This window comes from Cyclobacterium sediminis, assembly GCF_054781075.1.
The window spans coordinates 21,223-48,056 of sequence record NZ_BAAGVC010000043.1; the positions used below are offsets into that span (position 1 = coordinate 21,223).

The 26,834-nt window shown below is 40.5% G+C and carries 20 protein-coding genes; 10 read left to right on the forward strand and 10 right to left on the reverse strand.

Features of this window, described 5'->3' with window-relative positions:
* Window positions 1-375: 375 nt before the first annotated feature.
* From ACYVHJ_RS20775 to ACYVHJ_RS20790, 4 genes are all read right to left on the reverse strand, one after another.
* A complete protein-coding gene (locus ACYVHJ_RS20775) occupies window positions 376-2,142 on the reverse strand; it encodes a RagB/SusD family nutrient uptake outer membrane protein (RefSeq protein WP_460518794.1) in 1,767 nt (588 codons plus the stop codon).
* Between the two features lie 18 nt (window positions 2,143-2,160).
* Entirely contained in the window at window positions 2,161-5,634 is a 3,474-nt protein-coding gene (locus ACYVHJ_RS20780) for a SusC/RagA family TonB-linked outer membrane protein (RefSeq protein ID WP_460518797.1), read from the reverse strand.
* Window positions 5,635-5,761: 127 nt separating this feature from the next.
* Window positions 5,762-6,793, reverse strand: coding sequence for a FecR family protein (locus tag ACYVHJ_RS20785; protein WP_460518800.1), 1,032 nt, complete (start codon window positions 6,791-6,793; stop codon window positions 5,762-5,764).
* Between the two features lie 157 nt (window positions 6,794-6,950).
* A complete protein-coding gene (locus ACYVHJ_RS20790; protein WP_460518803.1) occupies window positions 6,951-7,568 on the reverse strand; it encodes an RNA polymerase sigma factor in 618 nt (205 codons plus the stop codon).
* A gap of 248 nt (window positions 7,569-7,816) precedes the next feature.
* On the opposite strand from ACYVHJ_RS20790, the gene ACYVHJ_RS20795 reads away from it, so the two are divergent.
* On the forward strand, window positions 7,817-9,454 hold the full coding sequence (locus tag ACYVHJ_RS20795) for an FAD-dependent oxidoreductase (RefSeq protein ID WP_460518806.1): 1,638 nt from the start codon (window positions 7,817-7,819) through the stop codon (window positions 9,452-9,454).
* Between the two features lie 187 nt (window positions 9,455-9,641).
* On the opposite strand, the gene ACYVHJ_RS20800 is transcribed toward ACYVHJ_RS20795, so the two are convergent.
* Entirely contained in the window at window positions 9,642-11,648 is a 2,007-nt protein-coding gene (locus ACYVHJ_RS20800; RefSeq protein ID WP_460518810.1) for an FG-GAP repeat domain-containing protein, read from the reverse strand.
* Window positions 11,649-12,098: 450 nt separating this feature from the next.
* Here ACYVHJ_RS20800 and ACYVHJ_RS20805 point away from each other — a divergent pair, with 450 nt between their 5' ends.
* The 6 genes from ACYVHJ_RS20805 to ACYVHJ_RS20830 all read left to right on the forward strand — a co-directional run bounded on the left by ACYVHJ_RS20805 (window position 12,099) and on the right by ACYVHJ_RS20830 (window position 18,911).
* Window positions 12,099-12,974, forward strand: coding sequence for a heme/hemin ABC transporter substrate-binding protein (locus tag ACYVHJ_RS20805; protein WP_460518813.1), 876 nt, complete (start codon window positions 12,099-12,101; stop codon window positions 12,972-12,974).
* Entirely contained in the window at window positions 12,971-14,026 is a 1,056-nt protein-coding gene (locus tag ACYVHJ_RS20810) for a FecCD family ABC transporter permease (protein WP_339901804.1), read from the forward strand. Before ACYVHJ_RS20805 ends, ACYVHJ_RS20810 begins: the two co-directional genes overlap by 4 nt.
* 7 nt (window positions 14,027-14,033) lie before the next feature.
* Window positions 14,034-14,837 (forward strand): heme ABC transporter ATP-binding protein, encoded by an 804-nt coding sequence (locus ACYVHJ_RS20815; protein WP_460518816.1) that lies wholly within the window; start codon window positions 14,034-14,036, stop codon window positions 14,835-14,837.
* 51 nt (window positions 14,838-14,888) lie between these two features.
* Window positions 14,889-15,938, forward strand: a complete 1,050-nt coding sequence (locus ACYVHJ_RS20820) for a hemin-degrading factor (RefSeq protein WP_460518819.1) — start codon at window positions 14,889-14,891, stop codon at window positions 15,936-15,938.
* Window positions 15,939-16,011: 73 nt separating this feature from the next.
* Window positions 16,012-18,279 carry a TonB-dependent receptor plug domain-containing protein gene (locus tag ACYVHJ_RS20825; RefSeq protein WP_460518822.1) on the forward strand — a complete coding sequence of 756 codons (2,268 nt, stop codon included), beginning with the start codon at window positions 16,012-16,014 and terminating at the stop codon, window positions 18,277-18,279.
* Window positions 18,280-18,299: 20 nt separating this feature from the next.
* A complete protein-coding gene (locus ACYVHJ_RS20830) occupies window positions 18,300-18,911 on the forward strand; it encodes an HmuY family protein (protein WP_339903712.1) in 612 nt (203 codons plus the stop codon).
* 169 nt (window positions 18,912-19,080) lie between these two features.
* Here the strand turns inward: ACYVHJ_RS20830 and ACYVHJ_RS20835 are convergent, their stop codons facing one another.
* The 3 genes from ACYVHJ_RS20835 to ACYVHJ_RS20845 are packed head-to-tail and all read right to left on the reverse strand — an operon-like array spanning window position 19,081 to window position 20,660.
* On the reverse strand, window positions 19,081-19,248 hold the full coding sequence (locus ACYVHJ_RS20835) for a hypothetical protein (protein ID WP_339903711.1): 168 nt from the start codon (window positions 19,246-19,248) through the stop codon (window positions 19,081-19,083).
* A 26-nt stretch (window positions 19,249-19,274) separates the two neighbouring features.
* Complete coding sequence (locus tag ACYVHJ_RS20840; protein WP_460518827.1) at window positions 19,275-19,868, reverse strand: toxin-antitoxin system YwqK family antitoxin; 594 nt, start codon at window positions 19,866-19,868, stop codon at window positions 19,275-19,277.
* Window positions 19,869-19,913: 45 nt separating this feature from the next.
* Window positions 19,914-20,660 (reverse strand): YHYH protein, encoded by a 747-nt coding sequence (locus ACYVHJ_RS20845; protein WP_460518830.1) that lies wholly within the window; start codon window positions 20,658-20,660, stop codon window positions 19,914-19,916.
* 181 nt (window positions 20,661-20,841) lie between these two features.
* Between ACYVHJ_RS20845 and ACYVHJ_RS20850 the strand changes: the two genes are divergently transcribed.
* Genes ACYVHJ_RS20850 through ACYVHJ_RS20860 form a run of 3 tightly spaced genes read left to right on the forward strand, consistent with a single transcriptional unit; the run spans window position 20,842 to window position 24,317 of the window.
* Window positions 20,842-21,561 (forward strand): sterol desaturase family protein, encoded by a 720-nt coding sequence (locus ACYVHJ_RS20850; RefSeq protein ID WP_460518832.1) that lies wholly within the window; start codon window positions 20,842-20,844, stop codon window positions 21,559-21,561.
* 3 nt (window positions 21,562-21,564) lie between these two features.
* Window positions 21,565-23,412 (forward strand): 3-oxoacyl-[acyl-carrier-protein] synthase III C-terminal domain-containing protein, encoded by a 1,848-nt coding sequence (locus ACYVHJ_RS20855; protein WP_460518835.1) that lies wholly within the window; start codon window positions 21,565-21,567, stop codon window positions 23,410-23,412.
* An 8-nt stretch (window positions 23,413-23,420) separates the two neighbouring features.
* Window positions 23,421-24,317: a DUF6999 family protein gene (locus tag ACYVHJ_RS20860; protein WP_460518838.1), complete on the forward strand. Its 897-nt coding sequence runs from the start codon at window positions 23,421-23,423 to the stop codon at window positions 24,315-24,317.
* 87 nt (window positions 24,318-24,404) lie between these two features.
* Here ACYVHJ_RS20860 and ACYVHJ_RS20865 read toward each other — a convergent pair whose 3' ends face one another.
* The gene (locus ACYVHJ_RS20865) at window positions 24,405-25,400 is read right to left on the reverse strand and encodes a YhdH/YhfP family quinone oxidoreductase (protein WP_460518840.1); all 996 of its coding nucleotides are present in this window, start codon (window positions 25,398-25,400) and stop codon (window positions 24,405-24,407) included.
* Window positions 25,401-25,524: 124 nt separating this feature from the next.
* Complete coding sequence (locus tag ACYVHJ_RS20870; RefSeq protein WP_460518843.1) at window positions 25,525-26,520, reverse strand: ion channel; 996 nt, start codon at window positions 26,518-26,520, stop codon at window positions 25,525-25,527.
* Window positions 26,521-26,834 lie beyond the last annotated feature (314 nt).

A 26,834-nucleotide genomic window follows, 5' to 3' on the forward strand; every position in this document is an offset into this window, starting at 1 on the left:
TGTTCTGGGTTAAGCTGTAAATGCTTGGATATTACCGGTAGCCATTACCGGTGAAAGATTCGGGTATTAAACCCTATCAGCCAATGGTGTTCTACCAATTAAATCCGATTTTGCATAATCCTTCCATTGCCCAATCAATTCTCCTAAAAACCGACAGCTTTATTGCTATTTTCGAAGCTTTCTGTTGGTAAATAAGTCCAATGAAAAGAGGCATTGGTTTAGCTTAGATACTGATTGATTTATGGTGTTGCCTCCTCTCAATAGCTATTTAATTGCTGTTTGGAGATTTCAACATTGCGGAGCGCCGTGAAAAACTCCAAACAGCAATAATTAAACTGACTTTAGATTGATTGCAACACATCTAGATTGTGTATGCTAAAGGGTTGGATCAAATGTGCCTCCTTCCCAGCCAATGTTCTGTTCTAAATTGGCATTCCTGTCAATATGGCTTAATTGAATGGGGAAGAAATAATATTTATCGGGCATAGACATTTGACTGGGGCCATTTGTAATTAATTCCACCAGCTCATAGGTGAAGTTATCCGGCATTAAGGAATAATTATTGGCCGCAGTGATGTCTTCAGGGGTAACTTCATTGTAAGCCTTTCCATTGAGTTTTGTAGCCATTACGCCATATTTTCTCATGCCATCAAGACGGTCTAACATGCGATGTCTTCTGAGATCCCAGAACCTCTGTCCTTCAAAAGCCATTTCTATAAATTTTTCATGAAGAATGGTTTCTCTCATTTCTTCTCGGGACATTCCTTCCTTTAAGCCAAAGTTTCCATCGGCACCGGCTTCTATGCCTGCCCGTTGCCTGATGTCCTTTAATACCTGGAATGCTTCATTGATATGGCCGGTTTCATTGGCTGATTCGGCAAAATTAAATAGTATTTCTGCATACCTGATTTCCGGCCAATCTACATCATTGGTGTTTACCAGTTCCTGAGAAAGCTCCTCCATAATGCCTTTTCTACAATACAGGCCTGTGCGGTAATGGCTTTCTCCTTGAATAATGTATCCGAAGGCATCTACCGGCAAGGCAATATTAGACATGGTATATTGCCTTCTGTCAGCCTTTCCACTTAAAGGATAAGAGGCTCCATTCCACACCAAAGTAGCTTCAAATCGTGGGTCCCGGTTCTCCCAAAAGGATTGTAAATCATAGGTATAAGCTGAAGTAGGGTCTCCAGGCATTTTGCCGTCTTTCATAGGGAAAGCCTCAGCCAATGCCCAAATCGGCTGGTCTCCTCCGGTGGCATTCTTCGATTCAGAAAGAGGCCTTACGGCATCCTCTCTTCTCCCGTTGGTTTTTACCGGGTCTACATACACAACAGAAAATATATTTTCCTTATGTTGGGAGGTTTCAAAAACATCTCTGTAGTTTTCCAGGAGTCCATAGCCATTGGCATCCAAGAAATCCTTGGCTTGAGTGTTTGCCTGATAGGCATCTTCCCAGTATGAATTGTCATAGGGGTTTGTTGGATTAAATTGTGGTGAGGCTTTGTATAGCAAAACCTTACCTTTAAAAGCCCTTGCCGTAGCCTGGTCAATCTTACCAAATTCTCCTCCCTCATATTTGGCGGGTAAATTGGCTATGGCATCATCCAGATCGCTAATGATAAAATCAAAACATTCGGCGGTAGAATTTCTGGTCACATTTAATTCGTCTTCCAAATCCTGAGGTTCGGTAATGATGGGTACACCACCGTGATAATACACCATTTTGAAATAGAGGTAAGCCCTGATAAACTTTGCCTGGGCTTCCATTTCTACCTGATCCTCGGTCGGTATTTGACCTGCAGGGAGTTCTTCCAGCATAATATTTACCCTTCTGATAATGTCATAGGGCCAAAATTTCATGGTTCCATTATTCTCAGTAACCCAGTCAGATCCGATTATCCCTCCACTTTCATTCGAATAATTTCCGAAATTTAGTGGCCATCCGGAAAAGGTGCTGGAGTAGAGTGCCGAAAGGTAGGCATTCACAGTTTGTTCATCATCAAAGGTTCCTTGCCCGGGATAATTACTAAGGTCATCCACGTCTTCCAACACATTGTTACAAGCAGAAAGAGAAAGTCCCAAACAAAATAATAATGCCAGGCCTTTGGTTAACCAGGGTTTGTATATAATATTTTTCATTTTTTTGGGGTTTAGAGATTAAAACTGAACAGTAAGGCCTCCTGTAAAGGTTTTCATCAAGGGATAAGAATCCAGCGTGGCCTGTTCAGGATCATGTTCTTTTAAATCAGTGATGACAAATAAATTTGTGGCATTTGTATAGAGCTGTACTTGGGTAATCCCAAGGCTACTGTACCATCTCTCCGGCAAGGAATAACCTAAATTCAGGTTCTTAAGCCTTAAATAGGCACCATTTCTCATCCAAAAACTGGAAGATCCACCACCAAACTCCGGTTGCATCCACTGTCCATTTACCCGTGGATAAGTGGCATCCGGATTTTCCGGGGTCCAATAATCTCTTGCCCATATATCAAAATAAGGGCGATCACCCACTTGGAAAACGCCTCCGCCATTTCTGGTTTGAATCATACGATCATATGCACCAACCCCCTGCAGGTGGACGTTAAGGCTGAAACCTTTCCATTCTCCCCTGAATCCAACACCATAATTGATTCTTGGTGTGCCATTGTCACTAAGGTAGGTTAAGTCATTGCCATCAATTTTTCCGTCGGGTCCTTCAGAGTAATTGGCACCCCGGATGTCTTCAAAAAGCAAGGTGCCAAGCATAGGCTCTCTTCCAAATTGAGTAAATCCTTCGGGTATGGCATTTAATTGCTCTTGAGTTCGTATAATTCCCTTGGAAATATAACCTGAAACCCTGTTGTCCGGCTGGCCAATCCTACTCCTCCAGTTGTCTTCATAGGTTCCATCTATATAGGATTCAGGTTCGTCCCAAATTTCCCATCGATCTCTTGCATAGCCCATATTACCATAGATGCTGTATTTTAGTTCTCCTATATTGTCTCTCCAGTCTAGGTTAATTTCGAAGCCTTTCCATGATCTTTGACCGTAATTTACGGCGGGCAAGGATGCTCCATAAGTGGTAGGTGTGGTTCCTAATCTTGTACCCAGGATGTCACTTTCAGTTTTCCCCCAAATGTCCATTTCACCTACTAGTCTGTTGTTTAGAAAGCCATATTCAAGTCCCACATCCCATAAAGAAATGGTAGACCAGGTTATATCAGGATTAGGTACCGCTCCTGGTACCAGTCCATCATATAAAGAACTTCCGAAAACGTATCCTGATGACTTTTGGTATACTTGCCCCCATCTCCAGGCATTGATACCACTGTCGCTTCCGGTGGTACCATAGGAAGCTCTTAGCTTAAGGTCATCAAAAAGGGAAAGGTCATTGATAAAATTTTCTTCGCTGAGCCTCCAGGCTACGGATCCTGAGGGGAAAAAGCCCCACTGTTTACCAGGCGCAAACTTGTAGTTTCCGTCATACCGAAAGGAAAATTCAGCGATGTATTTTTGGTCAAATGAATAGTTTGCCCTTCCTATCCAGGAGACCCTGGCAAATTCACCCTCACTTCCACTAAACCACCTTCTTTCAGTATCACTTGAAGTATTATAAATTTGGTCGATGGAGGTAGAAAGTAGATTTTCTGCCCTTCCATTTAAGCTTTTACTGTTTGAACCGGCTTGTTCGTATACGGCCAAAGCATTTACTTCATGCTTGCCAAAGGACCTTTTGAAATTCAGGTACCAGTTGAATTGGTAAGCACTGGTAAGTAGGACATTTTCCTGAATATTTTCATATCCTGAGCTAAGGTTATGGGTGCCGGTCTGATTTAAATCCACAGGACCCGGAATAAATTTATTTGTGGTATTACTGGATTGGAAAATATAGTATTTATTATGGATGACAAATGATTTCATATTGTTGTCATAGGCATTGATACTCCCTTGAACACTTGTACTTAGTCCCTGGACATACTGTCCAAGGTCAAGGTCCAATTTCAAAATGGCATTTAATGAACGATGCTTGGTATCTCTGTACCCCCCTTCATTGAGCATTAGTTGGGGAGGATGCCAACCTCCGGCAGGTTTTACCGGATAATCTTGTGGGTTGTTGGTTGGGTTGCCGTCAATATCTACATAGAAAGGATACAACCTGGTCCAATTGAAGGTCGCCCGGTAAAAATCCCCTACATTAAAATCTTCCGCCCCATCATATGGCCAATACCAACGGTTATAGTTACGCTGGTTTCCACTGAGATTTAAACTCATCTTAAGGCTTTCGGTAATTTTTGCATTGATGTCTGAGCGGAAATTATAACGGTCATATCCTAAATTTTTATAAGACCCTTCTTCCGAATGGTATCCCATTTGAACATAATAATTCACATCGTTTGTACCTCCTCTAACACTTAGGTTGTGCTGTCGAACAGTGGGAGTTTGCCAAATCAGGTCATTGATGCTGTAGGATTTATCTGAGAAATAGTTTAAAATGTCCTCCCCATAGGGTTCAGGCAATCCCCTGGTAATAGCCGCATTGTTCAAAAACATGATTTCCTCTTGAGCGCTGAAACTCTGAATCGGTCTGGTAGGTTCGGAAGCAGAATAGTTTGCCCTGTATTCAAAAACTGGTTTCTGGTTGGTCCCGGCTTTTGTGGTTACCAAAACTACTCCATTTCCTGCACTTGATCCATAGATGGCAGCACTTGCCGCATCCTTCAAAAAGCTAATGTTTTCAACTTCGTTGGGATTCAAGGCATCAAAAGCTGCCTTATCCCTGATCACACCGTTAATTACATAAAGGGGTTCTCCCGAACTTCCCCTGATCCGGATGGATGAACTTGCACCTGCAAGACCTGAAGTACCCACCACCTGCACTCCGGGAGCTCTCCCTGCCAAACCATTTGATAGGTTGGCCAGAGGAACATCTATTATATCATCTGTTTTTACTGAAGCAATAGATCCTGTTATATTGACTTTCTTCTGGGTGCCATAGCCTACAACCACTATTTCTTCCAACCCTTCGGATGATTCCGCTAATTGAATATCAATTTGAGTTCGTGCGCCTACTGTAATTCTGAAATCTTCATAACCTATATAGCTGAATATCAGAACGGCTTCTCCATTGACTACTTCAATAAGGAAATTTCCATCGAGATCAGTTACTGTCCCTTTATTGGTCCCCAATACAAGTACATTTACTCCCGGGATACTTTCTCCGGTTTCTTGGTCAGTGACTTTCCCTTTTACGGTAATCGCCATGGATGCCTTTGTCTTGGTCTTTTTATTTTTCCCTGGTTTAATGTTTATAAATTTGTCAACCTGTCTAAAGGATAGGTTGTGCTGTTTGGCTACTTCCAGCAAAATATCATAAACCGAAACAGACTTTCTTGTGGAGCTTATTTTCCCATACAAATTAATTTCGTTTTTATAATAACTAAAGGTGAACTCCGTTTTTTCTTCAATAAGCTTTATTAGCTGGAGTAAGGTATAAGATTCGGCATCAAGGTCTAAAAATACCTCTTCAATGGTTTTTTCATCCTGGTCTTTGGCCATAACTTGAGAAGAGGAATGGCATATGGTCAGGAGGAGGATGGAGCAAAACATTATTTTAAACCATCTCCAATGTTTAAGTAAAATGATTTTTTTCATTAATTTTAGATTTAAATTGAACAAATATTTTTTGATAGTTACCATTTCCACACGGGTTCTATCAGATCAATAATTTGGGGTGGCAATACGATAAATGTATTGCCATTTTTTTTCATAGGCCGGGTATTTAAAAGGTTATTTCAATATTTTTTCCTTGGATTTTAAAGTCAAATTGTTTCCCATATTGCATGCTTTGCAAGACACTCTTTAGGTAGGCATTTTTAAATTTTCCTGTAAACCTCCAATGAGTAGGCGGCGTGCCTTTAATGATAAAATCTACATCATACCACCTTTCGCACTCTTCTAGTGCTGTTATGAAGTCAAGGTCATCGAATAATAGAATATTGTTTTTCCAGGCATTCCAATGTAAGGGGGCATCAGTGAATTTTACCATTTCACCTTTTTTCGGATCCCATTTCACGCCATTGCCGGGCGTTAATATATTTGTCCCATTTGTAGGCTTCAGGTATTCATACTTGACTTTTCCCTCCTCAAGAAATAAGGTAGGATGGGCATCTGTGGGGTAGTGACGAATATTAAATGATGTCCCGATAACCGTGGTTTTGAGCTTGCCGGTGTGGACAATGAATGGTTTATTTTTATTCTTCGTTACTTCAAAATATGCCTCCCCTTCCAAGAAGACTTCTCTTATGGAATCTGTAAATCCATTGATATAGGAAAGTTTACTGCTGGAATTTAACCAGACGTTGGTCCCGTCTGATAGAATTACTTTTGACTTTTGTCCTCGGCCATTTTCTTTATGGGTAAGCACAGGTAAAATATTGGCTTTTTCAGGAACTTTGACCAGATTTCTATAAACAGGGTAACTTATTAATATCAACAAACTAATGACAGCAGCAGCCATCCAGCCAAAATGGCCTTTTCTTTTTGCGTTAGTTGACAGTCGCCTGGGACTGTTAGCCTCAGTCTTTAACCGTTCCAGAAAAATCTTTTTGTTCTGTATTTTATTAAAAACACGATTTTCATTTGATATCTTTTGATGGATACGTGAAGCTTCCCACATCTTTTTTATTTGTTCAAATGTATTGACGTTGTCTTCACTCTTTTCCATCCATCGATGCAATTCAAGTTTTTCATCCTTGCTTGCTTCTCCGGATAGAATTCTCCCAATTATTTCGAAAATATCTTTGTCTCCCATTTTGTCAAAAAGAAATAAAATTTCATCATTATGCCCATAAAGACACAATAAAATTTTATTACCCTACCATGACTCATTTTTTTTAATTGAGCTGATTGATTTTATTTCTTCGGGAATAGGACTTGGGAATGGGAATTCAGGAAAAAGTTTCTTTTACCTAAGTAAGAAAGATAAAAGAGAGTGCCGAAATAACCTTTACAATATTAGGGCTGTATTTTTTGACAAATGATGTGTCTGAGAGTTCTTTGCGAAGTTTTTTCAAGGCTGTCGAAATGTGTTTTTCAACCATTTTTTCAGAAATATCTAAAGTTGAAGCTACTTCCTTGTATTTGAGTCCTTTCTCTTTTACAAGTAGAAATACCAACCTGCATTTTTCTGGAAGGTTTTCTATTGCATTTTTAATTTTCAACAATTCCTCTTCACTAAGCATTTCCTCTTCAGGGTTTCGAAGGTTAACACAAAGTTCTGTATCTATGTCATTTAAGTACAGTTGTGGTGTTTGCTTTTGTCTGAGGTAATTTAGGGATAAACGCTTTGTACTGATAAAGAGGTAGGCCTTGATATTTTTTATTTCTGTAAGAGAATCCCTTTTTAGCCAAAGCTTGACAAAGAGTTCACTGACGATTTCTTCAGCGATTAAATTATTTTTCACGTAATACACGCTTGTTTCAAAAAGTTCAGGGTAAAAAATATTGAAAAATTCACGAAAAGAACGCTCACAATTATATATTGCAATTGCTCTTATAAGTTGATCGTAATCGTTTGAATTTTTCATTAATACCTGCAAGAAAAATATTTCCGATACAATTTATACACAAACTTAAAATTTCAAAAATAAAATGATAATATCCTGCTAAAGCGCATACAAATAAAAACTTGGTAAATCGAAGTAATTGCTGCGTTTATTAGGATAAGCTTGGGATAAACCTCAGGGTGAAGGAGAAAAAATAAAAGCATCATTTCAACATCTCTTAAATCCTCGAAAAAGATAAATAATTAGCAAAACCCTTACCCAAAGAATTCATGAAATTTATAAGATTACCTTTTTTACTATTTGTATGCCTTTCCTTTTATGCTTGCAATGACAAAGTGCAGCAATCTAATTTCACTACTGATGTTTGTATTTTAGGAGGCAGTGAGGCGGGCTTTACTGCTGCTATCCAAGCTGCCAGACTGGGGAAAAAAGTGGTACTTATTGAACCTACAGGTCATCCGGGGGGGATGGTAGTGGAGGGATTGGGGAAGGACATGCGGTTTGGAAATGCACGAGTGATTGGGGGGATAGCTCGGGAATTTTATGAAAAAGTGGAAGCGCATTACGGACTGAAAGCACAATTTGAAAACCCAAAATGGTATTCAAAATACGAACCTTCAGTAGCTGAAGCAGTAATTGAGCTGATGTTGGAGGAAGAAAAAAACATTACCATTATAAGAAATACCAGGATAAAGGAACAAAACGGTGTAGGAAAAAAGGGAAACAGAATAGAAAAGGTAATGCTTGAAAATGGTACCGAAATTAAAGCCAAAGTATTTGTAGATGCATCGATTGAAGGACACTTGCTGCACTTTGCCGGAATTACTACTGAAACAATTCGTGAAGGGAATGAAAAATACGGGGAGAATCTAAATGGAATTCAGGAAGTAAATACTTTCAAGCAATTTCAAGTGGGGGTTGACCCTTATGTAATCGAAGGAAATCCCACAAGCGGACTTATTCCTACCATTCAATCCGGGGAATTGGGAAATCATGGAGATCCCAGTCCTTATATACAGGGCTTTTGTTTCAGGATGTGCCTTACAAAGGAAGAAGATAACCGTATTCCAATTGATAAACCTGAGGATTACGATCCGGGAAGGTATGAGATTTACCGGAGATACTTAAAAGAAGGAGGTAGGCTGTTCAAGCCTGTTGCCAATAGGCACAATGGAAAAACAGACATCGGTAGTTGGCATGATCTCTCTGCCAATCTTTATGGAGAAAATTGGGAATACCCTGCGGGGAATTATGAGAAGCAAGATAGTATAATCAATTATCACCGTTCTTTTACACTGGGTTTGCTTTGGTTTTTGCAGCATGACGAAAGTGTAGATAGCTTAACGAGAGCAGATTGGGAAGGCTGGGGCTTGCCAAAAGATGAATTTACAGACAATGGGAATTGGCCTCGGCGCCTATATATTCGCAGTGGAAGGAGGATGGTCTCAGACTATGTCATCACCGAATACAATACTGATATCAATAAACAAGACACCATTTCAGATCCTGTTGCCCTTGCTTGGTGGCCTCCTGATATGCACCATGCCAGGAGAATAGTAAAAGATGGCAAAGCGTATAATGAAGGATTCACCCATGTAGAAAACGATAGGACCTGGAAGCCATTTAAAATTTCATTTCAAGCTTCAGTTCCTAAAAAAGCAGAGGCCATAAACCTATTGACACCTACCTGTCTTTCCTCAAGTTATGTAGGCTATGGTAGCATCCGGATTGTTCCTACCTTTATGGTGTTGGGCCAAAGTATTGGGGCAGCAGCAGCCATTGCTGCTAGTGAAAGGGTAGATGTACAGGATATACCTTATTCGGAATTGGAAAAGATTCTTCTAAATCAAGACCAAATACTTGCCTTACCGGATAATTGGCTGCAAATAATTACTACAAATAATTAATAGGGAAAAGTATGCAAAACAGCCGGTGGTCTATATACCTCAGGTTGATTGACATCGGTAAAAAGCCATCTATTGAGGTAACTAAAGATTTTGTAAACATTGCTGCAGAACCACAATAAATGGAATTTGAAAAACATAAAAAGGCCTCTGCAATTATTGCAGAGGCTTTTTTAACTATTTTGATTGATTACCTGGGGAAGTAGTAGAAATGTCCATCTTCGGCACCGGCCAAAACATCCCAAGTCCCATTTCTATTCCAGTCTACGAATGTAGGACTTGTGGTGTGTCCGGCTAGGATTTTCTCAGAAATTGGGCCTTTATGATTGAATACGACTTTATCCGGGCTTTCGCTTACATTCTCAAATAATGAAATGTTTACACTGTTGATCAATAAGTCCAGGTCTCCATCATTGTCCCAATCCATAAAGCTGATTTTCCTTCGGCCACTGCTTCCTGCATCCGATGTATTCAGCCTTAAGACGCCCGGATTTGTATCTTCCACTTTGTCTTTATTGCTAAAGGCAGAACCATTTTCCCCATAAAAAATTCGTTTTCCGGGCTGCAGAGTCGGTTCTCCATCCCCTTTTTTGCCTTCAAATAGAGCAAGATAACCTTCATGATCTAGCATTACTAAATCCATCACCCCATCTTTGTTCCAATCGATGGCATAAGGGGTGGTTCTCCATTGGGTGACCAATTCATCCGCTTTAGGTTTCCACCAATTCCAGGCAGGATAGGGAGGAGATTGACCTTTCCAGTCTACTTTGACCGGCTGAGGTGCCAATAATCTGTTCCCTGTGTTTTTGATCCATTCTACTTTTCCCCAGATGGAGTTAAAGATGATGTCTTGATGATCGTCGCCATCCCAATCCGCTACGGATAAGGTGGTATAGCCCCACTTGGCTTCTGCAGGCCCTTGGATGGATCCATTGTTTCCTGCCTGAATTCTTATTGGCTCACCATCGATTTCGAGCAATTTAGGTTCAGCCCATTTGGGTGTCACGGCACCATCCAAATTTTCAATAAAGGCAAAATGACCTGCAGAGTTTCCTGCAATGATATCTTCATCTCCGTCATTGTCCCAATCCACACTTACAGGGGTTACCAAGGCACCAAATTTAAGATTGTCGGCTTGTTGTCTGAAATACTTTGGGGAGGTAAAAATTGGAAGTCCATTTTCTGTTTTACCGGTATTTTTCACCAAAGCAACACGTCCATCTTCATCACCTACGACCAAATCAACATGACCATCTTTGTCCCAATCAAGGGCTACGGGAATAATCATTTCCAAATTCATGGCAATGATTCCCTCTTCATTTTCTAAATACCGTCCTTCTTTATAAACAGGATTTTCTCTGGTACCTGTATTTTCAAAATAGGTTAATTTATCCAAGAATTCCCCACAGATAAGGTCAAGGTCACCATCTCCATCAAAATCAGCAAAATTAGGTGAAGGAGCACCATATACATTTATTTCTTTCCCTCCGGCCTGGATTCTGCCGCGGTTTTCATACTTGCCATCTTTGTTCTCTAACAGGTATACATAGCCAAAAAGTGGGCCATTGGTCCATACACCTTCCTCATTGTAGGCATCATCCCAGCCGTAGGCCGACCAATCGTCCATCCCTACAATAATGTCCAGGTCACCATCTCCTTCATAGTCTATCATTTTCCACTGGTTAAACCTTGGCTTTTTACCCAAGTCTTTGGTCAATTCTTCTATAGGGAATAGGTCATTAGAAGTGGAGGCCAAGTCCGTTTTAAAGTTCAATAACTCAGCACCGGGTGTCAAAACCTTTACCCCTTGGGAAGTATGTGATACTTGGACTTTGGAAATGGCATCACCTATTCTCACCGGAGGAGCGAAGTCGGGAAAATCTTCACCGCTGGTGTTTTCAAAAAAGTATAGTCCATTAAAAGGTTTGTCAGGACAGGATACAAGCATGTCCATGTCTCCGTCACCATCATAATCCATTGGTAATGGCCAGGCCCATAGGCCTACACCCAAAAATGAACTTGCTCCGGGATTATTGTATTTTACAATCTCGAAGTCAGCTGCTTCTTTTACTTCGTTTTCGACGGGTTTGGGACCTGCACAAGCCAGAACTAATGCAAACATGGCCAAAAGCAAAGGGCTTTTTTTAAGGAAATGTTTTAATTTCTTCATTTGAATAAGTTGGGGTTTATGTTTCATGCTTTTTATTTTTGATTTCACTTTCACGATATCGAGCCATAGATTGATTAAAAAATACCAATGGCAGGAATAGCTTTCTCCATTGAGTAAAATCCAATCTGTATAAGACTTCAGGGAAGGGCTGAACAGTTTTATACTGTTTTACCCAATTATTGGGAAAGTGGCCATTCGGTATTATTGTCTTTCGTAAATCCCTTAAACTATCTCTCATTAAATATCTTAAATTATATTGAATTCCCACAATGCTATTATAGGACCGGTTAAGAATTTCAATAGGCAGTAGACTTAATTTATCACCCTGCCCATTCCGGTAAATTAGCTGTAGTTATGATCTGTGAGATCCATTAAGGAGTCAAATTTTGAATAAAAATTCCTGTTATTTTTATTTGGAATTAATCCAAATAGATGTACATTCGCATTATTGATTTTATTAATAATTAATCTAAATAAATGCAAAAGATCCTGCTTTCGGCTTTTTTATTGTTCAGTTTATTGTCCTGCGCTTCGGGTGAAAAGAAATCTATTGAGCTTACCGAAGAAAATATCCCTCAAAGGATTATTACTGCGGGAGGAACCATTACTGAAATAGTATACACACTTGGATTTGGTGATAAAATTATCGCCACCGACCGAACCTCTACCTATCCCAAGAAAATGCAGGCACTCCCAAGCATTGGTTATAGAAATCAAATCAAGTCGGAAGGGATATTGTCACTTTCTCCGAATATGCTTTTGGTTGAGGAAGAATACCTCTCGGAGGATGTAGTCAGCCAACTGAAGTTGATGGACTTAAAGGTTCATTTTTTCAATAAGCCGACCAACCCTGAAGAAACCAAAGTATTGGTGATGGAATTGGCCAGGCTTTTTGAGGTGCCGGATAAGGGGGAGCAGATAATTGAAGAAATAAGGAAAGATTTGAATTCATTAGAGGCTTACTTGCTGGAAGAGGATAAGGAGGATAGCCTTACTGCAGCTTTTGTTATGGCGAGGGGGCCTGAGACCTTATTTGTGGCAGGAGAAAACACCTTTGCCGAAGAAATATTCAATTTGGCCGGAATAAAGATGGCAGCTCGGGGCTTTGAAGAGTTTATTCCTTTGACACCTGAGTCACTGGTAAGCATGTCTCCCGATTATCTTGTCTTATTTGATTCAGGGCTAGAAAGTCTGGGAGGCTTGGATGGACTTGCCGCTGTGAATGGAGTAAAGGAAACGAAAGCTTATAAAGAAAAGCAGGTGTTGAGCTTTGATGGCCATTATTTGTCAGGTATGGGGCCTAGAGTAGGACAGGTGGCACTTGAACTGGCTAAAGAAGTAAGGAAAAAATGATGGCTTCTGGGATAGTGAATAGCAAAAAGCGCTTGAATTACTGGGTGCTACTGTCCTTAACCGGTATCCTTTGCCTGGTATTGCTTATTTCCCTAACCAAAGGAGCCTATTCGCTTGAATTAATGGAAGTCCTTGCCATTTTAACAAGGTCTTTGGGCTTGGATTTAGCCGGCTTTGAAAGTAGGTCTGCCGGAGTATTGTTGCAGATCAGGTTGCCGCGAATATTACTGGCTGTGCTGGTTGGAGGTGGGTTAGGAATCGCCGGAGCGGCTTTGCAGGGCTTGTTTAGGAATCCACTGGTAGAACCCGGGTTAATTGGAGTGAGTAGTGGTAGTGCTTTGTTTGCGGTCATATTTCTTGTTCTGCTACCCAGCATTGTCGATAACTTTCCTCTACTAGCTGATTTTGGGTTGCCCATGTTTGCTTTCCTAGGTGGATTATTTCATGTTTTGGCGGTTTATTACTTGGGAACCGGGAATGGTGGTGGAAATACAGCCACCATAATTTTGGCAGGTGTGGCGATCAACGCCATGGCGGGAGCTTTGATTGGTCTTACCTTATTCTATGCAGATGATGCTGCTTTGAGGAGTTTCACTTTTTGGAGTTTGGGCGATTTAAGTGGAGCATCATGGGGCAAGCTTCCCATAGCGGCTATTTTCATTTGTATCCCCTCCCTTTTATTAATGCGTGGGGCTAAAAATTTGAATGCCATGGCTTTGGGTGAGAAAGAGGCCTTTTATATGGGGGTAAATGTAAAACGAACAAAAGTGATATTGCTTGTGGCCACGGCTTTGATTGTTGGTGTTGCGGTATCCTTGTCCGGAATGATAGGGTTTGTAGGATTGATTGTACCCCATCTTATGCGGATAAGTTTCGGTGCGGATCATAAATTGGTTTTGCCGGGATCCTTTTTATTGGGAGCAATTTTATTGAATTTCTCCGATCTATTGGCCAGAACCATTGCCATTCCTGCCGAAATGCCGATTGGTGTGATTACCTCTTTATTGGGAGCACCTTTCTTTATGGGTTTGATTTATAATTTAAAAAAATAACTTCAGTATGCTATCTGCTTCAAACATTCAATTTCGGACCAAAAAGCGGACAATTCTTGATGCGACCGATCTAGCGGTTCATCCGGGTGAAATCATGGCTATATTAGGACCAAATGGTGCAGGTAAAACAACGCTCTTTAAACTCCTTTCAGGAGATTCAAACACTTCTTTGGGGGTAGTAAAATACAATGGTAGAAATATTGCCGGGTTAAAGGCCAGTCAATTAGCAGCGGTTCGGGCCGTAATGCCACAACATTCTACAGTGAATTTTCCCTTTACCGTTCGGGAAGTAGTGGAGTTGGGGCTTATCTCCAACAAAGTTAAAGATCCCGAAAAAGTATTGGATGAAGTCATGGCCTTGGCACAGATCGATCATTTGCAGGGGCAGCAATATGAACAGCTGTCGGGTGGTGAAAAACAAAGGGTTCAACTCTCAAGAGTATTGGTGCAGATATGGGAAAAGAAGCCTTTCCCAAGGTATGCATTGCTAGATGAGCCTACCTCTAGCTTAGACATTGCACAGCAACATGCCATGCTTGAGGTATTGGCCCAATTAAAAAGAAGGAATATTGGTGTGCTTGTCATTTTGCATGACCTAAATCTGGCCGCACAGTATGCAGACAAAATCCTACTATTGAAAGCCGGGAAAATGTGTTACTGTGGACCAATAAAGGCTGGTTTGAATGAATGTTTGCTTGAAACGGTATTCGATCATCCCATTCAGCTAATGCATTGCGTTGGTACTGATCAATTGATTGTACACTGTTCCAATAAATCTAAAATGTATCCATCAACCCGACTGGTTCAATAATTAGGAGTTGGTTTTTTGGAAATTAATTAAACGCTTAAATAAAATAATAAAATGGAAACCATATCCAGCACTTTGAATACGCTAAAGGCATCTTGGGAATCATTGAAAACTCAAAATCCAAAACTTAGGATTAGGGATGCTGCCAAGCAGTTAAATGCTTCAGAAGCGGAGTTAATCGCCACCGGAATTGGACAAAATGTGGTCCGATTATCTGAAGATTTTATCGATCAAGTTAAAAAATTCCCTAAGCTAGGGAAGGTTATGGCCCTTACCAGGAGTGAAGGCTGCGTGTTGGAACACAAAGGAAGGTTTCAAAAAATAGAAATTCATGGAGCAGGCCCCCACCAAATTGCAACAGTAATCGGTCCCATTGAGCAAAGGGTGTTTTTTAGCGCATGGAAATATGGTTTTGCTGTGCGGAATGAAAGCCCCAGGGGACCTTTATTTAGCTTACAGTATTTTGATGGACAAGGGGATGCAATAATGAAAGTCTATATTCAAGAAGAATCCGATGAAGCTTTCGCCAATTTGTTGATTGAAGAACATATGCACCCTGATCAGTCTGCAGCCCCGAAACCGGTTTCTTATGAGGTACCGGAATATACACCTAGAGAAGATTTGGATTTTGAAGGCTTTACTTCAGACTGGGAAAACATGAAAGACACCCATGATTTCTTTGGTATGCTGCGAAAGTACAAGTTGAATCGCATGAATGCGGTGGAGTGGATAGGAGAGAAGTGGGCTTATCCCGTAGATAAATTATCTGCCAGGAAAGTGGTGAATTTCGCTGCTGAATCGGAGCTTCCGATCATGATTTTTGCCGGAAATAGGGGGAATATCCAAATTCATCAGGGCAAGGTGAAACAAATAAAACAGTTGGGTGATTGGCTCAATGTAATGGATCCGGATTTCAATATGCACCTTAATGAGCAGGTGATCGACAAAGCTTTTGTTGTTCATAAAAATACAACAGATGGACTTGTTTCTGCCTTAGAAATATTTGATCAAAAAGGGGAGATGGTCGCTCAGTTTTTTGGATTGAGGAAACCCGGAATCCCGCAAAATCCGGCTTGGAAAAGCCTAATAGATGGCTTGAGTTGAGAAAATAGCAGGGAGAAACCTCCTGCTAAAAAATTTTAAACTTATGGTTAGAATTAATCTAATTAAACTTAACATGATGATTTTATTTCTTCTTTACCCTTTAATAGGACATGGGTTGGAAAGAGACAAAATCATTGTAAACAATAAGGGAATACCCTTGTCGCAGGCAATGGTGCAAGTGGACAAATACCCACCCGTTGTTGCCGGGTCTTCGGGGGAAGTTTATATGGCACAACTAAATTCAGGCGATTCGGTATTGGTTTTTGCCCTTGGATACGAGTCCAGGCATTTAAGTTGGGACGAGTGGGAGAAAGCTGAAGTGATTGTATTGAAAGAGAAGGAAGGGGAACTGAATGAGGTGGTGGTTTCAGCCACTCGTACGGACCGCACCATAGAAGATTTACCCATGCCGGTAACTGTGATTGGTAATCAGGCAATTCAGGAGACCGGAGCTGTCCGGCTTTCAGAAGTATTGAGTGAGCATACAGGCTTACAAATTGTTTCCAACCATGGTACAGGCCTGCAAATGCAGGGGCTCGATACAGACTATATCCTTATTTTACTCGATGGGGAGCCTTTAATTGGCAGGACGGCCGGTACTTTTGATTTGAATCGCATTTCTGTATCCAATATTGAAAAGATTGAGATTTTAAAGGGTCCGGCCAGTGCCATTTACGGCAGCGAAGCCATGGCCGGTGTGGTGAACATTATCACCAAATCCGGAGGTCAGGGGAAGAAAATAGATCTTGGCATGAGACAGCGTAGCTTGAATACATGGAACCCTTACCTGGACTTTGGCTTAAGGGAGAAAAACTGGAACATAGATGTGCTCTATGATTATTATAAGACAGACGGTTATGACCTAAGTCCTGAGGTGACGGGGAATACTCAAAATCCCTACAGCTCACACAGTGGGCAAGTAAAGTTAGGTGCCAAATTGGGTACAGGCTTGAGCTTTAATTTATTCTTGCGAGGATATACCGAAGAAGCTTCAGGGGTCTTGGAGGTAATAGAAAATTCAGGGACAGAATTATTAGATGTAACCGACCAACGCGATGAAATCAATATCAATCCTACGTTAAGGTACAAGCCCAATAATGCATGGTTATTTACCCTTAGGAACATGAGTTCTGTATTTACTACCAATTCATTATCCAAGTACCAGGAAGAAGGGACTGTATTTGATATTCAGGATTTTCGACAATTCTATCAGCGAACAGAGCTGCAGACCGATTACCAATTTGACAAGAAGCAATTGATAAGTCTTGGTTTGGGCTTTTCGGGCGAGTCAGTGGAAGCCACCCGATACGATGACAAAAACCATTTTGACGCAACTTACTTTTATTTGCAACATCAATGGGATCCTTCCGATAAGGTAAACATTGTAACCGGTGCAAGGGGAGACTTTCACAGCGTCTATGGAAATCGGCTGAGCCCAAAACTCTCCGGTCAATATCGGTTTTCGGATAAATTTAGCTGGCAAGTATCCATTGGTTCCGGGTTTAAGGCACCGGACTTCAGGCAACTGCTTCTAAACTTCAATAATGCTTCTGCCGGATATTATGTGTTTGGGGCAAAATTGGCAGAAGATGGATTGGCAGACCTTGAAGCCAAAGGATTGGTTGCACGGCGATTAATTCAACCGGAGAATTTGGGAGAATTACAAGCCGAACATTCTTGGGCAATTAACACCGGTGTTCGGTGGAAACCAGTAACCTCCTTGCTAATCAAAGCAAATTTATTTAGAAACGATTTGCAGAACATGATTGAAACGGCACCCATTGCCCAGCTGGTCTCGGGACAAAATGCCTTTTCTTACTTCAATATCAGCAGAGTGGTCACCCAAGGTTTGGATTTAGATGTCAGCTTTAAATACAACGATAACTTTAGCGTCAGTGCCGGTTATGCCTTTTTGGACACCCGGGATTTGGACGTAATGGATCAGATTGCGAAGGGCAATATGTATAAGAAAGATGCCAATAACCAAACCGTTCGCCTAAGCAAGGCAGATTATGGCGGACTATTTAACAGGAGCAAGCACAGTGGAAACCTGAAGGTTAATTACTTGGAAAACCGCACAGGAATTAATTGGGCTTTACGACTGATATACAGGGGACAATTCGGTTTTTCAGATTTGAATGGCAACCTGATTTTGGATGATGAGGCAGAATATGCTCCCGGCTGGTATACCATAAACCTGACCTCAACAAAAAGCTTCAGCAATGGAATTTTCCTAGAGGCAGGGGTGAATAATCTGTTGGACAAAACCAGTATTACTCAGCCCAATATGCCGGGAAGACTTCTCTTTGTAGGGATCAAAATACCACTATTAAATTTATAAACTATAACACCATACATCAAATGAAAAATTTATCAATGTTTATGTCTTTTAGCTTAGCTATATTCGTTTTAATGGCTTGTGATCCTGAACCAGAGGAGGAGCCTCAATTGCCATTGGTGGCAGAAATGGTAGAAGACCTTTCAGCTCCCAATGATGTAATCGACAGAAGTACGGGGCAAGTATTAGAGGAGAAGCCTTTTCAGTACTACAGTTTATCAGAAAACAGAGTAACGACTGAGGACGAGAGTTGGGATGTGGCCTTTAAAGGCACTACTATCCGAGCCAATGCGGCCAAAAATGTGAGTGCAGCATTGGTGGATGGGGTTTTTCAGCAAATTAAAGAAATACCTGAAACCGCAACATTTGCCATGGATACCGAAACGACCCTGGCAATTCCCACAGGCAGTGGGAACGGTTGGTACAGCTATAACCCAACCACCCATGCCATAAAGCCTATTCCCGGTAAGGTGATTTTATTACAGACTAGCTCGGGTAATTATGCAAAGGTGGAAATTTTAAGCTATTATAAAGGAAATCCTTCTGATGAAGAACTAGATCCGCTCACGGCTGAAGGTGCAACTTATACCTTTCAATATGTGCTTCAGCCGAATGGAACAACCAAATTCGAATAAATCCCAAACCTGCAATAGACTTACTATTCCCTGAATCGTTCCTTCGATACCGCTTTCAATTTCAATGTAGGATCGTTAGACTAAAATCTACAGACAGCATGGTTTTCTATAGATTGGTACCCTAGCTGAGAAACCCAGAGAACCCTATTGCATATACCGGAATATATTTTTAATTGCTTGCTTCAGTTTTTGAGTCCTTGTTGATATCTCTGATATTTGGCAGGGACTTTTTTACTTCTTCCAGCTCATCATTGATTTTTTTCAAGCGATCAAGAAAGTTTCCGTAATAGTTAACCTTTAGTTTTTTATTTTGAAGGATCCGATTTAAATTTTTCATAGAATAGGTATGTTCTTTATAGGTAGTTATTTTATTTTCTCATCTTCTAACTCATAGCATATGGTGGTTTTTTGTAACCCATATCGAGTACCATTATGCACTTCAAAATTTCTATACAAACTGCCATTTTTCCGCCAGGCTTGTTGTAGGCCTTCTTGCTTATCGTCTTTGTAATGATAAGTGTAAGCCAAGGACCCATCGGCATACCAACTTTTTTGTTCCCCTTCCTTTTTATCATTGTAATAATTGTACTCAAATTTTAAATTCCCCGTTTCTTCCCAGTAACCCAACTGCTTACCTACGGAAAGGTTGTTTCTATACATGCGAATTTCAAAAAGCTTTCCACTGGGATAATAGCTTCTGTAACTACCGTGCAACATGCCCAGATAAATCGAACTATAGGTGACAATGTTGAAACCGATTTGATTTTTGTGAACAATTCCTGAATACTTTTCACCTGATAAATAATAGTACCCGTTTTTGTAGCTCAGGCCCGGGGCATTAAAATCTATGGTGTCCCTTGGGATTCCGGAAGTGTCAACCTTATAATTAAGCTCCCCACCCAGGGTTTCCATTTCTCCGGTATTCGTACATGCACTTATCCCTATGTAACATAGCATCACCAATAAAGTTTTGATAAGATCGGAAGAATGAATCCCCATTATCTATTGAGTGAAAGTGCCTTTGCTTCCATGATAGGCCCCGGATTTGATAACATATAGACTGGAAGTTGAATAAACTTCATTGGTGATATGGTAATGGTAAATGCTTTCAGAAAAATCTGATGTGGTACCGGTATGCCCTCCATTTTCGTCCAGGTCGTTAGGATAAGATCCATCCATATCCTTCCGGCCATATACGGGGAACCCATCTCTTAAAAATCCGATTAGATTGTCATCATTAACAGTGAGGTGGGCTACTTCGCTATGGTAATGATAATCCTCTCTTGGCCCGGGATGCCCTCCGGAGGCATCAAAGGTACTCCAAGCATTTTCCTGCAATACGCCGCCCCCTTCATAATCATTGTAAATGGGTACACCATTTAAAGCCATTCCAACCGGTCCTAAGGATGTTTCTTCCTTGAATTTACTTTCATTGGGATATATAGGGATGGTCATTTTATAATTAAATGAAGTCATGGTTTTATTCCTATTTGCATGGTTGCTTCCGGGAAATTCCTCATACATTTCATGACCTCTACCCCAGTATGGTGTTTTGTGATCAGGTAAGCCTGTGCTATTAATGGTGATATTTTCTTCGCTAACCTGTACACTAACCTCCTGAGTATAATTGTTTTTAAAATTGGCCTGAACTACTTCTGCAATGGAAATATTTCCAGGGCTCACCGGCACCTTTTCTTTTTTGCACGAAACGATGCCAATCAATACAAATAAATACAATAATTTTCTCATATTACTATTGTCGTAAGTTGGTCTTAAATCCTTCGGGAAATTTTTAATATTTTTCTAGATCATTTAACTTTTTATCTTTTTATTAAGATTTAGAAGAAAAGTGACCCTTAAATATTGAGTTAAGAATTCCCTGGCAGTGGGAAAATAGATGGCTGCGGACTGAGAAAAAGAATAATACCCAATGGAGCTTTTTGTAAAACATATACTTTATGATTATTCTTATTTTACATTATTTGGTCTTTCCTTTGGCTATTTTTTGCTTTTGTACTTTGGTTTAGCCCCCTTGTTTTTGGCGGTTTGTCGGCTTTTGGAATCCCGTAATATGCTGCATAAAATAAGTTCCGAAAAGGTTTCCTACCTGCAGGTTGCCTTTGAAATCAAGCATTCTTTTAGATCAATTATCGTCTTTGGCTTTTCTATTTTACCCATTGTCTTCTTGATACGAAATGGGGTAATAAATTTACTACCCAATACTTGGTATTCAGTATTGGGAGGAATCATTGTACTGGTTTTGTGGAACGAGCTGCACTTTTATCTCGTACACCGATTAATGCATCGAAGATTTATGATGAAGCATGTGCATTATATTCACCATAAATCTTATACTCCAACCGTATATTCGGTGTATAGCTTCCACTGGTTTGAAGCTTTACTATTGAGCACAGTGCCATTGACAATAATGCCGTTTATACCCTTCTCCATTTTTGCGGTGTTTACCTTTCCATTGGTGAGCATACTCCTGAATTTTGCTGGGCATTGCAATTATAGGTTTGGCAATGGAATAGGAGAAGGGTGGAAGCACTTTGGCACCTTCCACAATGAACACCATGGCAAGGGTAGGAAGAACTATGGTTTTGCTTTAAACTTTCTGGACAGGATATTTGACGGACAAAAGAAATAAGAAATGAATGAGGTGTACATAACTGCGATGGGTACCTACCTGCCCAATCAGCCGGTATCCAATGAAGAAATAGAAGATTTCCTGGGAAAAATTGATGGAAAGGAGAGTAGGGTAAAAAAGAGGATACTGAGTCAAAATGGAATCAAAACAAGGTATTTTGCCTTAACTAAATCGCAAGAAACCACCCATTCAAATGCTGAATTGGCTGTAAATGCAATTAAAAATGCTTTAACAAGAAGCGAGTTAAAGTCCTCGGATGTGGAATTATTGTGTACGGGGACTAGCCAGGGAGATTTGCCCATACCGGGTTTTGCCAGTATGGTACATGCAGGATTAGCCTTTAATCGCTGTGAATTGGCCGGTTTTCAAAGTGTATGTGCCAGTGGAGTAATGGCATTAAAGAATGCATTTGCGCAGATCAGAAGCGAGCAAAAACAGAACGCAGTTTGCGTAGGCAGTGAGCTGCCAAGCAGGATGTTTAAGGCTTCAAGGTTTGATGCCCAAGGGGTGCAAACCTTGCCTTTTGATGCAGAATTTTTACGTTGGATGCTTTCTGATGGGGCGGGGGCTTTTGTCTTGCAAAACAAGGAAAACTTAAAAGGACTTTCTTTAAGAATTGATTGGATCGACATAAAGTCATATGCCAATGAATTCCCACTTTGCATGTATACCGGAAAAACTGATAACAAAGATGAGGCAGAGAAAACCTGGCTTGATTACCCAAGTTATGAGGAAGCTTCCAAAGCAGGAGCCATCAATTTGCATCAAGATACACGGCTTTTAGACAAGGTTATAAAGACAGGTGTGGGCCACTACTTTGAATTAATCGACCAGGGAAAAGTAAAAGTTTCGGAAGTAGATTGGCTCTGTTGCCATTACTCTTCGGAGGTTTTTAAAGACAGCATTAAGGAATTGATGCAAAAAGGCGGCGGGGCCATTGCCGATGAAAAATGGTTTAGCAACCTTAGTGAAAGAGGGAATACAGGCTCGGCTTCTATTTTTATTATGGTAGAAGAATTGATGTATTCGGGAAAGTTGAGAAGGGGAGACAAAGTCCTTTGTATGGTGCCAGAAAGCGGGAGGTTTATCACTTCTTTTATGCAATTTACAGTGGTAGGGAAAAGCGAAGAAAAAAAAGTATATCCTCCCAGAGAAATAGTGCCTCCTGAGCTGATCATTGAAGCAAACGAAACTTCGGAATGGTTGATACGTAACCTGTCTCGGGTATGGATTGACTTTGAATCGGCTTTATTGAAAGTGCCTATTGTGGCCAAAATACACGATGGAAGTTTGAGTATGGCTGATTATAAGCTATTGTTGACAGACCTAAGGCAACAGGTTATTGATGGCTCCCAGTGGATATCCAGAGCTGCCTCCAATATTGACATTGATTTATTTGACTTGCGTTCTGCCTTTATTAAACATACGGCTACTGAGCACAAGGATTACCAGATGCTAGAAAGAAACTTCGAGGCTTTGGGAGAAAACCCGGAAACCATAAGGTCTGGTGAAAAAAATATTGGAACAGTAGCCTTGACTTCTTTTATGTTTCAACAGGCGAGCAAAGCCAACCCGATAGATTTGTTAGGTTCAATGTTTATTATTGAAGGAATAGGCAAACGGCTGGCGGGTTATTGGGGGGAATTGATGCAAGACCAGCTGCAATTGAAAAACAGCCAGGTCTCTTTTTTTAGCTACCATGGGACAGCGGATGAAAATCATTTTCACAACCTGGAAGAGGCCTTGGATCATCCCAAAATGAATATGGAAATAGCCAAAAAGATTGTGAAAACAGCCAAGATAACGGCGAAATTATACCGCATGCAATTGGAGGAATTGGGGAATTACTAGGGAGCAATATGAAAGACAATATATTAGATTTATCGCAACATGACGAGCGAGATCCCAACCCTTGGTTGGCCTTGTTTCTGGATGACAGCATCCCGATTAACCAAAGGACTAAGTTGGTTTTGATGAGGGACAATTCTTCAAAATCCGTAAGGTATTTGTTGCCTTTTATCGAGGTGGGATCCAAGATCAGCATGTTTTTCATTCATATTTTTAAGTTTTTCTTTCCCAAACTTATCAATTCATCCAAGATCCTTCACAGGGTTTTGGCCTGGGGACTCAAGCGATTTGTTAGTCCGGATGCCAATTTGTTTATTTTCAGGCATTTTCATATAGGTACCGAAATTCTGCAATTTATTGCCGGAAATATTTCCAATGTAGAAATTGTGGGAAGTCCTCTCAAGCCCAAAGATTTTGAGGATGTAAAAGACGATCTGTTCTTAAAGCATGACCTGAACTTGTACAATTTTGTCATCCGATTGAATCGACAATTAAAAGAGAAAAACATTACTATTGGTCCGCCGGAGAACTTAAACCTCAGCATGATCACTGAAGATCAATTTGACCATATTGACTTTCCGGACAAGTGGACTAATATTTTGGACTTGAGATCTGCCATTGAGCTTTTCACTCCTTTTTATCAACTCTTCCTTACTTCCAATGATTTTATCAGGGCTTCCAATTCATTGCAATTGGACGAAACCATTGCCATTTATGCCTCTCAAATACTTGGCACACCCGGGCATCTCGGCTTAATCAATAACAAACATCCCATGGTTCCTGTGACCACCTATAGTGCTGCTTACCGTTTGGTACTTCACGGTCTTGCCGCAGAAACACTACATGAGGTGCTGGTGAAAATGAAGTTAAATAAGGGGGCTGATGGAGTAGTGATGCCAAAAAAATAGAGAAAGGTTAGCCACTTGCAAGGGGAAATACCTTTGCAAGCGACTGGTCTTCTGATTGCTGAGGTGTTTTTGGAATAAAAATCCTTTTTACTCAGCTATTTTTATTATGGTTCTACCTTTTAACCTACCCTGTAGGATCAAGGCTATTTTTTCCGGAAGTGAAGCCAAAGATATTTCATCGTAGGCTTCAGAAAGCTGAGAAGGCTTCCACTCTTTGGCCAGTTTATTCCAAACCTGTTCTCTATAGCTCATAGGATAATTCTGCGAATCAATACCTATAAGTGAGATCCCTCTTAAAATAAAAGGAAAAACGGTAAGGTTGAGCTTTGGTGAGGCCACATTGCCGCAGCAAGTGATTGCCCCCATAGGAACTGTAGATTTAACAATGTTCTCGAGGATCACACCCCCAACGGTATCTATTCCTCCTGCGTAAGCAGGTTTCAACAATGGTCGTTTGTCTAAATTTTCAAAGTCAGTTCGGAGTATAATTTCTTGAGCTCCCAGCTTCATCAAATAGTCTCTTTCATGCTCCTTGCCCGTGATGGCGACCACAGTATATCCCAGTTTAGAAAGAATGGCTACACTCAAGGCACCTACTCCTCCGGAAGCTCCTGAAACAAGGATTTTGCCATCTTCAGGCTTTACCAATGCTGTAAGCCGCAATACTGACATCCCTGCGGTAAGACCTGCTGTCCCATAAATCATGGCTTCTTTCATGCTCAGGTGTTGAGGTAATTTTACCGCCCAGGCTGCAGGAACGCGAATGTATTCACTAAATCCTCCGGAGGTGTTCATCCCCAAGTCATAACTGGTAACAATTACCTTATCCCCCTCATTAAAAGTAGCATTTTCGGATTTAGCAACCACCCCTACCGCATCAATGCCCGGGGTATGGGGGAAATTTCTTGTAACGCCCTTATTCCCTGAAGCCGAAAGGGCATCCTTATAATTAAGGGAGGAATAGGAAACTTTGATTAGTAAATTTCCTTCGGGTAAGGACTCAATATTTCTTGTTTTAATGGATCCGCTAAATTCTCCCTCCTTCTCTTCAACAACAAAGGCTTTAAATTCTTGATCATTCATGGTAGCTGTTTTTATTTGATGCTATTTCAGGCTTTCCCCACAAATTTTATGCCTTATGTACTCTGCCTGACATTTCGCCATGGGGCTCCATAAGGACTAAAAAATAAGTGTTATTTTGGACCAATTAACTCATGCTTTTTTCCCATTTCCATCCATCATTTTTTATCAGGTTGGCAATAAAGGCTCTTCTATCTTTAAGGGTAGCTAGGCGGAGTTTTGCTGTTTCTTTCGGAACTTGGTCGGTTAATGATTCCAATTTAGTTTGGTAAGGAAAGTCAGGGACTGTTTCAGTTTTGAATGAATAAGAATTTTTTGTCACTTTTAAATATTTGTTCATGGCCTTGCGGAGGTTATTCCAAATATAAGTCTTGTCTGACTGATCAATATCGTAAACTTCCTGAATACTCAAGGCTTCATCCAACTTGGCCAGGTTGAGCTGGGGTGAGTATTTAGGATTTTCTGAATGGAAATACAACAACACAGGATATGCCAATTGTTGCTCACACTGCAAAAGGATCATGGGGTACAAATCTTTGAATTGTTCATGCAGTATATTAAAATCAGTTCCATTCCATCCGTTTAAAATTATTTCGGTGGGGGTATCTCCGAGGTTTGAAATATAAGTAGCTAACATGCGCTGCTTCACTACTGCATTCATTAGCGGAATAAAATAAGAAATGGCTATGGACAGTAAAAACATTCCATTTAAACCCGTGAAATTCGAAATAATACGCCAGAAATCGTTTCCGGTTTTCAAGTCACCATTGCCTAGTGAAGTCAGTGTATAGCCAACATAATAAAATTTTGCCGTGATGCTTGCAGGCAGTTCCGTAGATGTTTCTACAATTGAGTGAACATATGAATTGTAAATGAGCCCATATCCAATCATAAGCAACACCGCCCAAAGAGAAAATAAAGTCACGACAATTAATGGACCTGCGTTGCTCAAAATGGATACCCGAGAAAATTTTCCTGAAATAAAAACACTCGCTCGCCAAACATTTCTTGCAACAAAATTCGAAATTTTACTTCCCCCATTTATTCGGAGAATGGTAGACAGTGCATCCAAATTCGTTACAATAACGATTAGTATTCCGATTAATAGTATAATAATGTTCATTGATAGTATCCGTTTAAATCATAAAGGCTTGTTGCCGGCTGAATCCGGAAAATCAAAATTGCCAGTTATTCGTAATTTCCAATCCTTTAACATTCCTTTTAATGTAGGCTTAGGCTAAATGGAGGTTATAGATTAATTGGCCCGGACTTTCCGGAGTTTCAATTAATTAATCTCTTCCAGCAAAAATACTTCCATTAACAATGAGAGGCCGTCCAAAAAATATATTACTAACAATTTCCAAGCCTGTTGTGAGATTTTTTTGCACGGAAATTAAAAGCTAAAGGGCGGCTTAAATGGAATTTTAAAAAACATGG

Coding starts and splice junctions, on each gene's coding strand:
- ACYVHJ_RS20815 (WP_460518816.1), top strand. CDS start 14,034: ATGCTATCTGCTTCAAACATTCAATTTCGGACCAAAAAGCGGACAATT.
- ACYVHJ_RS20810 (WP_339901804.1), top strand. CDS start 12,971: ATGATGGCTTCTGGGATAGTGAATAGCAAAAAGCGCTTGAATTACTGG.
- ACYVHJ_RS20785 (WP_460518800.1), bottom strand. CDS start 6,793: ATGGGAGACAAAGATATTTTCGAAATAATTGGGAGAATTCTATCCGGA.
- ACYVHJ_RS20870 (WP_460518843.1), bottom strand. CDS start 26,520: ATGAACATTATTATACTATTAATCGGAATACTAATCGTTATTGTAACG.
- ACYVHJ_RS20845 (WP_460518830.1), bottom strand. CDS start 20,660: ATGAGAAAATTATTGTATTTATTTGTATTGATTGGCATCGTTTCGTGC.
- ACYVHJ_RS20850 (WP_460518832.1), top strand. CDS start 20,842: ATGGAGCTTTTTGTAAAACATATACTTTATGATTATTCTTATTTTACA.
- ACYVHJ_RS20805 (WP_460518813.1), top strand. CDS start 12,099: ATGCAAAAGATCCTGCTTTCGGCTTTTTTATTGTTCAGTTTATTGTCC.
- ACYVHJ_RS20860 (WP_460518838.1), top strand. CDS start 23,421: ATGAAAGACAATATATTAGATTTATCGCAACATGACGAGCGAGATCCC.
- ACYVHJ_RS20825 (WP_460518822.1), top strand. CDS start 16,012: ATGATGATTTTATTTCTTCTTTACCCTTTAATAGGACATGGGTTGGAA.
- ACYVHJ_RS20835 (WP_339903711.1), bottom strand. CDS start 19,248: ATGAAAAATTTAAATCGGATCCTTCAAAATAAAAAACTAAAGGTTAAC.
- ACYVHJ_RS20830 (WP_339903712.1), top strand. CDS start 18,300: ATGAAAAATTTATCAATGTTTATGTCTTTTAGCTTAGCTATATTCGTT.
- ACYVHJ_RS20800 (WP_460518810.1), bottom strand. CDS start 11,648: ATGAAACATAAACCCCAACTTATTCAAATGAAGAAATTAAAACATTTC.
- ACYVHJ_RS20790 (WP_460518803.1), bottom strand. CDS start 7,568: ATGAAAAATTCAAACGATTACGATCAACTTATAAGAGCAATTGCAATA.
- ACYVHJ_RS20855 (WP_460518835.1), top strand. CDS start 21,565: ATGAATGAGGTGTACATAACTGCGATGGGTACCTACCTGCCCAATCAG.
- ACYVHJ_RS20780 (WP_460518797.1), bottom strand. CDS start 5,634: ATGAAAAAAATCATTTTACTTAAACATTGGAGATGGTTTAAAATAATG.
- ACYVHJ_RS20795 (WP_460518806.1), top strand. CDS start 7,817: ATGAAATTTATAAGATTACCTTTTTTACTATTTGTATGCCTTTCCTTT.
- ACYVHJ_RS20820 (WP_460518819.1), top strand. CDS start 14,889: ATGGAAACCATATCCAGCACTTTGAATACGCTAAAGGCATCTTGGGAA.
- ACYVHJ_RS20840 (WP_460518827.1), bottom strand. CDS start 19,868: ATGCTATGTTACATAGGGATAAGTGCATGTACGAATACCGGAGAAATG.
- ACYVHJ_RS20775 (WP_460518794.1), bottom strand. CDS start 2,142: ATGAAAAATATTATATACAAACCCTGGTTAACCAAAGGCCTGGCATTA.
- ACYVHJ_RS20865 (WP_460518840.1), bottom strand. CDS start 25,400: ATGAATGATCAAGAATTTAAAGCCTTTGTTGTTGAAGAGAAGGAGGGA.